The sequence below is a fragment of the Alkalicaulis satelles genome, assembly GCF_008630495.1.
GTDB classification, from domain to species: Bacteria; Pseudomonadota; Alphaproteobacteria; order Caulobacterales; family Maricaulaceae; genus Oceanicaulis; species Oceanicaulis satelles.
Map to the genome: position 1 here is coordinate 928,491 of NZ_VWOJ01000001.1, position 11,403 is coordinate 939,893.

General features: G+C 66.2%; 10 protein-coding genes. 3 read left to right on the forward strand and 7 right to left on the reverse strand.

Features of this window, described 5'->3' with window-relative positions; all coding sequences use genetic code 11:
- Nucleotides 1-36: 36 nt before the first annotated feature.
- Complete coding sequence (locus F1654_RS04530; RefSeq protein WP_150022282.1) at nucleotides 37-3,309, reverse strand: TonB-dependent receptor; 3,273 nt, start codon at nucleotides 3,307-3,309, stop codon at nucleotides 37-39.
- Nucleotides 3,310-3,751: 442 nt separating this feature from the next.
- Between F1654_RS04530 and F1654_RS04535 the strand changes: the two genes are divergently transcribed.
- Nucleotides 3,752-5,245, forward strand: coding sequence for an ArnT family glycosyltransferase (locus tag F1654_RS04535; RefSeq protein WP_233205125.1), 1,494 nt, complete (start codon nucleotides 3,752-3,754; stop codon nucleotides 5,243-5,245).
- On the opposite strand, the gene F1654_RS04540 is transcribed toward F1654_RS04535, so the two are convergent.
- Genes F1654_RS04540 through F1654_RS04550 form a run of 3 tightly spaced genes read right to left on the reverse strand, consistent with a single transcriptional unit; the run spans nucleotide 5,242 to nucleotide 8,131 of the window.
- The gene (locus tag F1654_RS04540; protein ID WP_150022284.1) at nucleotides 5,242-6,504 is read right to left on the reverse strand and encodes a TRAP transporter large permease; all 1,263 of its coding nucleotides are present in this window, start codon (nucleotides 6,502-6,504) and stop codon (nucleotides 5,242-5,244) included. The two genes, F1654_RS04535 and F1654_RS04540, sit on opposite strands and share 4 nt — an antisense overlap.
- Nucleotides 6,504-7,043, reverse strand: a complete 540-nt coding sequence (locus F1654_RS04545; RefSeq protein ID WP_150022285.1) for a TRAP transporter small permease — start codon at nucleotides 7,041-7,043, stop codon at nucleotides 6,504-6,506. Before F1654_RS04545 ends, F1654_RS04540 begins: the two co-directional genes overlap by 1 nt.
- The gene (locus F1654_RS04550) at nucleotides 7,040-8,131 is read right to left on the reverse strand and encodes a TRAP transporter substrate-binding protein (protein WP_150022286.1); all 1,092 of its coding nucleotides are present in this window, start codon (nucleotides 8,129-8,131) and stop codon (nucleotides 7,040-7,042) included. Before F1654_RS04550 ends, F1654_RS04545 begins: the two co-directional genes overlap by 4 nt.
- Before the next feature lie 138 nt (nucleotides 8,132-8,269).
- Here F1654_RS04550 and F1654_RS04555 point away from each other — a divergent pair, with 138 nt between their 5' ends.
- Nucleotides 8,270-9,697 carry a flavin monoamine oxidase family protein gene (locus tag F1654_RS04555; protein WP_150022287.1) on the forward strand — a complete coding sequence of 476 codons (1,428 nt, stop codon included), beginning with the start codon at nucleotides 8,270-8,272 and terminating at the stop codon, nucleotides 9,695-9,697.
- 4 nt (nucleotides 9,698-9,701) lie between these two features.
- Here the strand turns inward: F1654_RS04555 and F1654_RS04560 are convergent, their stop codons facing one another.
- The 3 genes from F1654_RS04560 to F1654_RS04570 form a co-directional block, all read right to left on the reverse strand.
- Complete coding sequence (locus tag F1654_RS04560; RefSeq protein ID WP_233205126.1) at nucleotides 9,702-9,932, reverse strand: type II toxin-antitoxin system HicA family toxin; 231 nt, start codon at nucleotides 9,930-9,932, stop codon at nucleotides 9,702-9,704.
- Complete coding sequence (locus F1654_RS04565; RefSeq protein ID WP_150022288.1) at nucleotides 9,920-10,234, reverse strand: hypothetical protein; 315 nt, start codon at nucleotides 10,232-10,234, stop codon at nucleotides 9,920-9,922. The genes F1654_RS04560 and F1654_RS04565 overlap by 13 nt, the downstream gene beginning before the upstream one ends.
- A gap of 95 nt (nucleotides 10,235-10,329) precedes the next feature.
- The gene (locus F1654_RS04570) at nucleotides 10,330-10,587 is read right to left on the reverse strand and encodes a type II toxin-antitoxin system HicB family antitoxin (protein ID WP_150022289.1); all 258 of its coding nucleotides are present in this window, start codon (nucleotides 10,585-10,587) and stop codon (nucleotides 10,330-10,332) included.
- A gap of 144 nt (nucleotides 10,588-10,731) precedes the next feature.
- Here F1654_RS04570 and F1654_RS04575 point away from each other — a divergent pair, with 144 nt between their 5' ends.
- On the forward strand, nucleotides 10,732-11,400 hold the full coding sequence (locus tag F1654_RS04575) for a hypothetical protein (protein WP_150022290.1): 669 nt from the start codon (nucleotides 10,732-10,734) through the stop codon (nucleotides 11,398-11,400).
- Nucleotides 11,401-11,403 lie beyond the last annotated feature (3 nt).

Genomic DNA, 11,403 nt, shown 5'->3' on the forward strand with positions numbered 1-11,403 from the left:
CGATAGTCAGTCGCCAATCGGCGGTTACAGGTTCGCTTAGAACTCGTAACGGATGCCGATGCGGGCGTACCAGGTCGAGCCCGGGTTGGACCGGAAGCCGGTCACAGCCGCGTTGTTGTCAAACCGGGTGAACCGGTAGAGGCAGTCCGAAGCGACCTGGCATTCGGTGCGAGGCAGATCGCCCGTCAGGGCCGGAGCGCCATCGACACCCATGTTCGTCACATCGGTCGCGCGAACCAGGTCCGCACGTGCAATCGGGCGCTGACCGTTATTCGGCGCATTCACCCGGGTGCCCCAGCTGTCATTGAGCAGGTTCAGCACGTTCTCGATATCGAGCACCAGCTTGACCCGGTTATCGCCCACCAGGCGATCCATGCCCGGAATGCCCGGCAGGTCCTGCTGGACCCGCAGGTCCCAGCGCTGTTGCCAAGGCGCACGCGCAGAGTTGACGTCGTGGATTTCACCGCGAGCCAAGCCCTGGCGATCAACGAAGCTGTTGAAGGCGTTCAGGTCAAAGCCCGAACCGTACACCACCCGCGTGTCATTGGTGGTGGGGATGTAGAGCGGGCTGTTGTTGAACGGCCGCTCACCGCCGCCCGGGCTGCCAAACAAGGCAAAGCCTTGGAAAGCACGGTCGTCGTTGGTGAAGGTGTAGGTGAAGGGCGAACCGGAGTTGATCTGACCGAACAGGTCAAAGCGCGTGGTCAGGTCCTGGAAGAAGTCACGCTCGAAGGAGAAGCCCAGCTTGAAGGCATGCTCCACCTGGTAGATCGAGGTGCGCGGGCTCAGATTGTTCATGTCCGGAGACACCTGACCACGGAAGGACGAGATGCCGCGCGAAGATGAGCCCTCGGACACCATCTGGATGTCCTGGTTGGCGTAGGAGGCGAAGAAGCCGAAGCCGTTTTCGAACTCGTTGGCCAGCGAGAATGTGATGGTCGTGCTTTCATCGCCGCCCTGGTTGGTCAGGATCGTGCGGTTGGGCACATTCAGGGCCTCGAGGTTGGCGTAGATCGGACGGCCATCCGGCGCAACGCCCGTCTGGGCGAAGGGCTGCTGGTTGGTCTGGGCCGCTTCACGCCACAGGAAGCCATCCTTGCTGCGCGAGTGCAGCACTTGGGCGGTTGCAATATAGTTGCTGCCCAGATTGATGCCGCCGAAGTTCAGGTCGAACTCCTGCTCGACGCGCAGCGAGTACTTCCAGTCCGACGGGATCGAGAAGTTCGGGTCAATGGCGTCGATCGCCGTCGGCGTTCCATTGGCGACCGCGTCCAGCAGAGTCTGCGGGACGGAATTGCCCGTCACGCCGGTGAAGGTGCCAAACGCGCGAACAGCCGGAACCTGGAAGGCATTGGACGTCCACACGCCCGGATCACCACCCGCAAACAGGCCGAAGCCGCCGGTCACGGTGGTGCGGTCCAGAGCATCCCAGCGGAAGCTGAAGCGCGGCATCAACAGGTCCAGACCGTCCGTGGTGGTCAGGTTGTCGAAGCCAACCGCCGGCTCAAAACTCGGATCGAAGGTCGGGGTGTCGTCAGTGGAAATACGCTCGTAGCGCAGGCCACCGGTCAGCTCCAGGTTCGGCAGGGCCTGCCAGCGGGCCTGACCGAACAGGCTGGTGCGTGAATAGCCCCACTCGGCCGCACCGTCGCGGGCGACGTTGGACGGCACGTTGCGATAATCAACCACCGCAATCTGGTCGATGATGTTCTGAGCGCCCGTGAAGTCGAAATTGCCCCGCGAGCGGTTCACGAACATGTTGTAGAGGTCGAGGGTTTCGTACTCGCCGCCCACGGTGAAGATGAAGTCGTTCCAAGTGTAGTCGGCCTTGCCGAAGATCTGGAGACGGGTGTCTTCATACTCGTTGGCGTGACGGAATTCGTCGCAACCACCGTTAATGGTGCGGGCGTTGGGGCCGATCAGGCCCTCGAGCGGCGTGCCCGCCACGCTGGCGGCGTTCAGGTTGAACCGCAGCAGACCCACGCCATCCGCCGCACGGCAGTTCTGGCCGCGGACATAATCGATATAGCTGACGCGGAATTCGGTGGAGAGCTCCGGCGTCCAGTCCGAGAACAGCTGGGCGGTGTAGTTCTTCAGCGTGGTCGGGGTGTCGTACCAGGCCGACTGGAAGTTAAGCGCGCCGATATTGCTGACGCCGCTGTCTTCGGTCTGCTGATAGTTCACCTGCAGGCGGTGGTCATCATTGATGTTCCAGTCCAGGCGCAGGAACCAGCGCTCGGTCTCTTCGGGCACAGCCGCTTGCTGGGGACGGCCCAGCATGTCGATGCCGTAGACATTCTGGACAAGCGTGTTCAGTTCCGTGAACAGGCGCGGATCAATGCCGTTCGACACGTCCGTAGCTGCGAAGTCCACCTGGCGGGCGGTTTCGAAGCGGTCATAGGAGAAGGAGAAGAACAGGCGGTCGCGGATGATCGGGCCGCGGACGGAGATGCCGTATTCTTTTTCCTCGAATTCACCCGGGCTGAAGCTGCCTTCACCGCCGAACGTGGTCGAGCCGACCCAGTCCTGGTCGCGATAGTAGTAGAACGCCGCGCCGTCGAACTCGTTGGTGCCGCCGCGGGTGGTCACGTTGACCAGGCCGCCGGTGAAGCCCGACGAGGTGACCGAGTAGTCAGAAGCCACCAGCGAGACCGACTCGATGATGTCGATATTGATCGGCGAACGGGCCGTGGCGAAGGTGTTGGAGCCCAGGCCGAAATTGTCCTGCTGGCGCGCACCGTCAATGGTCACGCCGTTGAAGCGCGGGTTGACGCCCGCGACCGACAGGTTGTTCGGGCCGCCGGAGATGGCCAGGGGATCGCGGTTCAGGGTGGAGATCACGTCGCGCGACAGGGAGGGCTGGTTGGCCACGTCGCGGGCGGTGAAGTTGGAGCCGACGCCCGCGTTCAGGTCGACGCGGCTGATGGCCTGGCCGGTCACGGTGATGACGTCAGCGGCGGCAGGGGCCAGCACGATGCGCACGGGAGCGCCCGCGCCCGGGGCCAGGTTCAGGCCCTCGATGGCGTCGCCTTCAAAGCCCGGCGCGCTGATCAGCACATTGTACGGGCCGCCGACGCGCAGGCCGGTCTGAAGGAACGCGCCCGAAGAGCCGGTGGTGGCGACGTTCGCCGAGCCGGTGGGCGTGTGGATGATGGTGACGCGCGCGCCGGCCACAGGCTGGCCGTTCACGTCCACGACAGCGCCGCGCAGCTCCGAAGAGGTCTGCTGGGCATGAACCGCCGCCATCGGCGCCATGGCCGCCAGCGCGACAGCCGAGGCTCCGAGAGTGAGCTTCTTCATAATCGCCATTTTGATTTGGTCCCCCTAATCGACCGGGTCCTGACGCCGACACTACGCCGACGCTTCACGGGGGGCTCTATAAGGTGGCGCTAACGGATCAACGACAAAATTGTGAAGCTTTTATAACAGCGCCCGGCGCCTGTTGATTGGCATACGGATGGATGTCCCGCCTTGCAGACGCCCTATCCCTTTTGGCCCACAGGGGAATCGGTTGTTGCGCCGCAGCATGACCGGTCAGGAAAGCCTGTGGGCATCGCGCGCGCCACCCCCTGGGCCTTGCATCACATGACCGGCCGGGCGTGTCTTTTTGACAACGCCTGTCCGCGCCCGGGCTGAGCTGTGCTTTGACAAGCGCGCCCGGCCCGCTCATGAAGCATCCATGCGCATGCCCGATCCGCTGTCCTGTCTGCCTGACCAGACCCGCCCAGCCCTCTTTCTGGCGGGGGGTGTCATGCTTGTGCTGCTGGCGGTGCGCATCAGCGTGCTGTTCTTCGATCCCGGCAGCCTCTACGCCGACGAGACGCAATACTGGCTGTGGTCGCGCGAGCTGGACTGGGGCTATTATTCCAAACCGCCCATGATCGCCTGGCTGATCGCGCTGAGCACGGCCGTATTCGGTGATTCGGACTGGGCGGTGCGCCTGCTGGCGCCGGTGCTCAATACGCTGACCGCAGGCTTTCTGGGGCTGACCGCGGCGCGTCTCTATGGGCCGCGCGCAGGCGTGGCGGCGGCGGTGATGTGGCTGGTGATGCCGGCCGTCTGGCTGTCGAGCGCGATCATGAGCACCGATGCGGCGCTGATGACCGGGATTTCCGCGTCTCTTTATACGCTGGTGCGTCTGCGCGAGGGGGGCGGATGGATCTGGGCGGCCGCGCTCGGCCTCGCCCTCGCCTTCGCCTTCCTGGCCAAATACGCCGCCATTTACGTGTTCGCTGGCGCAGGCCTGGCCGTGCTGGTGGACGCGCCCCTGCGCCGGGCGCTGGTCAGCGCGCGCGGGGGCCTGGCGCTGATCGTCTTCGCCTTGCCCGCCGGCGGCAATCTGGCCTGGAACGCGGTCAATGATTTCGCCACGCTGGGCCATACGGTAGACAACGCCAACTGGGGCGCAGACCTGTTCAATCCGGGCGAGGCCCTGAGCTTCGCCGCAGATCAGTTCGCCGTGTTCGGGCCGCTCATGATGGTGATGCTGATCATCGCCGCCATCGCCGCCCTGCGCAGCTGGACGCCGGACTGGAACGCGGCCAGCACCGCGCTCCTGCTCACCGCCTTCACCTTGCCGCCTCTTCTTGTGGTGACCGGCCAGGCCTTTATCAGCCGCGCCCACGCCAACTGGGCCGCGGCGGCCTATGCCGCCGGGCTGATTCTCACCGTGGCGTTCCTTTTGCGCGGGCCGGTCTGGCGGCGCTGGGTTCTGGCGGGATCGGCCATATTGCATGCCAGTGCAGGGGCGTTGTTCGTGACGCTGGCCACCGCCCCGCAGCTGGCCGACGCGCTGGGCGCAGAGAGCGCCTTCCACCGGGTGCGCGAATGGCCCGCCACCGCCGACGCCGTGGCGGCTGCCGCGCGCGAGCATGGCGCCCCCACCCTGGTGTTCGACAATCGCAATGATTTCCACCAGATGCAGCGCTATGGCGGGCATATCCCGGCGGAGCTGTTCATGTGGCGGCGTTTCGCCGGCCCGCATAATTACGCCGACACGCTCTGGCCGCTGGCGCCGGGCTTTGAGGGCGAGGTGCTGGTGGTGTCCCAGCGCCCCCACGAGGCGCCCCTCATCGAAGAGGATTTCGCCCGCTTCGAACCGGCCGGGGAGATCGTCATCGCCCTGGGCCCCACGCGCGAGCGCCGCTACCAGCTGTTTCTGGCGCAAGGCTATGATCCGGTCCCGCGCGACGCCGCCTTCGAGGCCCGCGCCCGGGCGCTGGCGGAACAGACGGCAGGGCCCTAGCCGTTGACAAAATAGAGCGCGATTTCCGGCACGAAGGCGATCACCATCAGCGCGCCCAGCATCAGGACGATAAAGGGCAGCACCGCCTTGGTCACCGTCCAGAAACTCTCCTTGAAGGCGGCCATGGCCACGATCAGGTTCAGCCCCAGCGGCGGGGTCAGATAGCCGATGCCCAGATTGACGATCATGATGATGCCGAAATGCACCGGGTCCACGCCCTGCGCCTCGGCCAGCGGCTGCAGCAGCGGCGCCAGCACCAGCGTGGCCGAGCCCACATCAATCACCATGCCGACGCCCAGCAGCAGGATATTGGCCAGCAACAGGAACTCGGTGCGCCCGGAGATCATCTCGTTGAGCTCGGCCACCAGCGCCTGGGGCACGCCCTCGGCGGTGAGGAAGACATTGAGCGAGAAGGCGAAGGCCAGCACCGGATAGAGCGAGCCCAGCAGCTTGCCCGATTCCACCGTCACGGCTTTCAGGTCCGCCAGCGACAGGTCGCGGTGCAGGACCACCTCCACCGCCACCGCCAGGATCACCGCCACGGCGGCGGCCTCGGTGACGGTGAAAATGCCGCCATAGATGCCGCCCAGGATCACCACAGGGATGGGAATGGCGAAGGCGGCGCGGCCAAGCGCGCGCACAAAGCCTGTGATGCGCCAGCCGCCCTCGCGCCGGCGCACGTTCAGCACAAAGGCGTAGACCGCAAACACCGCGATCATCACCAGCGCCGGGCCGATGCCGGCCAGGAACAGCTTGGCGATCGAGGTCTGGGTGATATAGCCGTAGAGGATGAGCGGGATGGAGGGCGGGATGATGATGCCCAGCACGCCGCCCGAACACAGCATGCCGATGGAGAAGCTTTTCGAATAGCCCGCCTCGGTCAGCGCCTTGTACATGATGCCGCCCACCGCCAGCAGCGTCACCGCCGCCGAGCCGGAAATGGCCGCAAAACCCGCGCACGACAGAACGGCGGCCAGCGCCAGCCCGCCGGGCACAGGCCGGGTCACCTCGCGCATCAGATCAATGATGCGTTCGGCGATACTGCCCTTGGACATCACCGCCCCGGCCAGCACGAACAGCGGAATGGCCAGCAGGACTTCCTGATTGACCGCGAACCAGATGTCATAGACGGCGTATTCGGGCCGCCCGTCATTGAATACCGAATAGACGAACAGCGCCGCGCAGCCCAGCAGCACCAGAACCGGCTGGCGCAGCACCATCAACAGGACGATCAGCCCGACAAGCAGCCACATTTCCATCAGCGCGGCTCCTGGTCAGGCAGATCGGCGGCGCCGGCGGCCGCCTCCTTGATCTCTTCAATATCTTCGGACGGTTTCAGGGACGGGTCGGCGGCATAGGCGGCGAAGCGGATGAAATTGCTGATGAAAGCCAGCGCGATCATCACCTGCAGAGCCCAGACCGGCAGGCGCAGGATTTCTGTCCTATCGCCCAGCAGGGCGCTCTCGCCCACCATCCACACGGCGAGTCCGGCGAACAGGGCGAAGAACACCGCCGTCACCGCGCTGACCAGCCGGTCCATGACAGCTTCGGCTGATTTGGGGATCAGGGCGTCAAACAGGCGCGGGCGCAGATGGGCGCCCGCATCGGTGGCCACGCCAATGCCGAACATGGCCACCGCCACCATGCCGATCACGGCGATCTCGGTGGCGCCGACAAGCCCGGTCATGAAAACCCGGCGCGCGATCACATCGGCCAGCAGGGCCAGCGCCATCAGCGCAAAAGCGCCAATCGTCGCCCAGCGCTCGGCCTGGCCGATGAAGGCGAGCAAGCCTCTCATGACGCCCCCGCATTATCGGCCTGAAGGCGCGCAAATTCGGCCTTGCCGTCCATGATCCGGTCGGCGAACTCGCGCGCGCGCCCGCCAATGGAGCGCACCAGCCGGTCCAGCACATTTCCGGTCACCGCGCGCCATGCGGCCCGCTCGCTATCGCTGAGATCATGGATCGTCACCGGCGCGCCGTCCGTGGTGCGGATTTCGCGCACCAGCTGGCCATCCGGTCCGCGCTGCTCGCCTGCGCGCATCCAGCCCACCACCAGATCGTCGAGCACCCGCACCCCGGCGCGCGCCGAAGCCGCGCTGCCCCAGGCGTTGTCGATGGTGTCGCGCTGGCTGGCGGACGCACGCTCATACCAGGGCTTGTTCAGGATGATGGCGCCGGTGTCGTAGGAATGGCGCGTGAGGGTGAAATGCTCGGCCAGATCCAGCGTGGAGAAGAAGTGGAACACCGCGCTGGACAGCCCGCCCTGGACCAGGCCGGTCTGCAGCGCCGGGATCACATCGGCGATGCCCAGCGGGATCGCATCCATGCCCGCCGCCTCGCAGAAGAAGCGCGCCGCCGCATTGGGGCTGGTGCGCATGCGCAGGCCCGCCGCCATGCCGGGATGGGTCAGGGGGCGGTTGGCGAAGATATGGGTCCAGCCCACCTCCACCCATTGCAGCAGGCGCAGATTCTGCGCCCGCGCCAGCTCGTCGGTGATGTCGAACAGGTATTCGTCATAGACGAAGTCCACCTCGGCCTGGCTGTCGAACAGATAGGGCGCCATGGCGATGGTCAGCTCGGGGATGGAGGAGGACAGGCCCTGCAGGCTCATCCCGCCGATATGGGCCCGCCCCCGGCGCAGATCGTGGAGCATGCGCTCCTCGCTGCCCAGCTCGGCCTTGGTGAAATACTCGAAATTGAGGGTGGGGTTAGCGGCGATATTGGCCTCGAAATTGGCCCATTGCGCATCCCAGGGCGTGCGCGGCGGCGCCTGGGCCACAGCCCGGCCATAGAGCTCGCCTGCCGGACGGCGGTCGCCGCAGGCCGCGATCCAGGGCGCGGTCCCGGCGGCCCCGGCCAGGGCGATAAAGTCTCTTCGGCGCATCGCCGCTCCTCCCCTCGGGTCCGGGCGCGCTTTTGACTTGCGCTTCAGCCCGGCTTCAAATGGTATAACATTTAAATTCGGGGCCGAAGGCAAGGCGCATACTGCGCGCCAGCCCGGTTTCAAGCGGGGAGCATAGCGATGAATCTCACACGGCGCAGCGCCCTTGGCGGCCTGATCGGCGCCGGCGCCTTCGCCATCGGGGGCTGCGGCCCGCAAGGCGATCGCGGGCGCAAGGACGCCGATGTGATCATCATTGGCGCAGGTCTCGCCGGCCTTCACGCCGCCCTGATGCTGGAGGAAGCCGGGCTGGAGGTGATGGTGCTGGAAGCCTCGCGCCGGATCGGCGGACGGCTGAAAACGCTCGATCACCTGCCCGGCGCGCCCGAGGCCGGCGGCCAGCAGGTCGGCGCCACCTATGCCCGCTTCCGCGCCCGCGCCGCAGAAGCGGGGCTCGAGTTCACCGGCTTCCCGCCCAGCCGCTTCGGCGAGGTGATGAGCGTCAACGGCGCGCTCATCGAGGCGCGCCAATGGGCGGGCTCGGTCCAGAACGCCCTGCCTGAAGCCTGGCGCGCCATCCCGCCCGGACGCCTGTTCATGCAGCTGGCCATGCGCGCCAATCCGCTGGAGGACGTCTATGCCTGGCGCGATCCGGGATCGGCCGCCCATGACATCGCCGCAGCGCAATGGCTGGTCAGCCAGGGCGCCAATGACGAGGCGCTGCGGCTGATGGACACCAGCCTGAATGGCCGCGATCTGGCCAGCTATTCCATGCTCAATATCTGGCGCTCGCTGGCGATCTATGAGCAGGAGCGCCCGCTGGGCGGCGCCCAGCAGGTGGCCGGCGGCGCCCAGCGCGTGCCCGAAACCATGGCCGCCAGGCTGGCGCGCGAGGTGCGCCTGGGCCATGGCGTGCGCGCGATCCAGGCCGATGACAGCGGCGCGGCGGTGCGGCTGGAGGACGGGCGCGAGCTGCGCGCCGATTTTATCATCTCCACCCTGCCCTTCGCGGTATTGCGCCATCTGTCGGTGGACGCCCCGCTCGATCCGGCGACCCGCGAGGCCATCGCAGACATGGCCTATACGCCCATCGTCCAGCTCCATCTCGAAGCCCAAACGCCCTGGTGGGAGGAAGACGGGCTGGCGCCGGAGATGTGGACCGACTCCCCCCTCAACCGGATTTTCGCCCAGCGCAGTCCCGACGGAGACCCCACCGGCATGCTGCTGGCCTGGCTGGACGGGCGCGGCGCGCTGGCGGCCGATGACATGGATGACGCTGCGCTGGAGACCCTGGCGCGCGAGACGCTGGCCGCCATCCGCCCGGCCAGCCAGGGCCGGGTGCGCCTGGCCCATGTGCAGCGCTGGACCGCCTCCAACCCGCTGGCCGGCGGCGCCTATATGCACTGGCGCCCGGGCGAGGCCCGCCGCTGGGCCGAGGCGCGCTTCACGCCCGCCGGACGCCTGCACCTGGCCGGCGAACACACCGGCGATCTCCACACCGGCATGGAAGCGGCCATGGAATCGGGCGAACGCGCCGCCATCGCGATTCTGGACGCGGCGGGGGCGTGACGGGTTAGCGGCGGAACAGGGATTTGGGCAGGCCGGACTGACGGATCATGGAATTGAGCGTGCCGGTCTTGATCTGGTCATTCAGATTATGGGGCGCCACGTCGACGAAATAGACCACGCCCTCATGCTCGCGCCTGTAGCGCCTGTGGCTGGTGCCATCGTGGCGATGGAGCACGAAGCCGTTGGCTTCAAGGATCGCAATGAATTGCCGGAACGTGCATTTCAGGCGGGGCAAGGCAATCTGTGGGCTTCAAAATGGCGCCCGCCCTGGCCTTGCTGATGAAACACGCTGGCCGCCATCAGCATGAAGGCGATGCGCAGCCGCGCCAACAGGGGCGCCTTGCGGTGCAGGAGCTTGTCCTGCACCTCCGGACGCTCCTTGCGGACATCCTCGATATAGGTCGCGATGGCGTGATCGAGCGCGCGCCTGACCTCTTCATAGCTCACGCCCTGGACCGCGATATCAAGGTCCAGGCAGATGGCCTCCCAGTCACCTTCGCGGCCATAGGCTGCGCAAAGCACAGAACGCGCCGTCATAACTCTCCCGAAATCTTCCTGCGGCCAATCCGGCTGACCGGCTCCCATAATATGAGACCGGGCGCACCAAAACGCCATGAATTTCCTGCGCGGGCTCAGCCGCCTGCCAGCTTTTCGGGCTTTCGGGGATGGGACTGTTGGCGCGCGGCCGATCCGGGCGCCGGAATCGCCCGGCCCATCTCCTGGCGCGCCTGAAGCCATTGGGCAATGGCGTCCATCGCGTTCGCGACCGCTTCCTGCGGGGTCTCCCCGTCAGACACGCACCCGTCGAGATCGGGGACCATGGCCATATACCCTCCCCCATCCTCCTGGGAGAGCGGCGTGACCCGAATTTCATAATGTGTATCAGCCATTAGAGGCCTCCCGCCGGTCCAGATGCGCCCGGAGCTCAACTCATAGGGGATTTATCGCGAAAGCACCACCCTCCCCCATTTGCCCCCGCGCACGCCTTCAGGCAGGCTGAGACGCTGTAGACAGGCGATACGGAGGGACGGGCCATGATCGCGGCGCTGGTGCTGGCGTTTTCAGGCGGACATGCAGGCGAGATCGAACGGGAGGGGCAGGTCATGGCGAGCCTGCTCGCCGGCGTCTGGTCCAATGCGGCCCAGTACGAGGCCGCGGACGAGAGCCTCAAGCGCCCGCCCGCGGCAGGCCACCCCTATGACTGGCTCGACCTGCAGCATGCGCGCTTTGTCTCAATCGACACGCCCCACATTCCCGGCGACGCGGTGTATCTGGAATGGCGCGAGGGCGGGCCGGACGGGCCGGTGAGCCGCCAGCGCCTGTGGGTGTTCCACAGCGAGATCCTGCCCGATGAAAGCCCGCTCACCGGCATGGATTTCTACACTTTCCGCGACCCGGCCGCGTTTGAGGGACGCACGGGATGGGAGGATTTCACAGACCTCACCCCAGACGATCTGATCGGCTATCCGCAAGCCTGCCAGCTCAGGCCCGTCTCGCGCGAAGGCGGCGAGACCGTGCTGGCGGTGGATGAGGCCGATTGCGTGATCACCGCACAGTCCGGGCGCACCATGGGGATCAGCGCGCGCGTCTCCATCAGCTTTGGCCGGATCGCGTATTCGGAATCCGGCCGGCTGGAGGACGGCGAATACGCCTTCAAGGTTCCCGGCGCGGGCGCCTACCATTTCGAGCGGGTCTGGAACTGACGC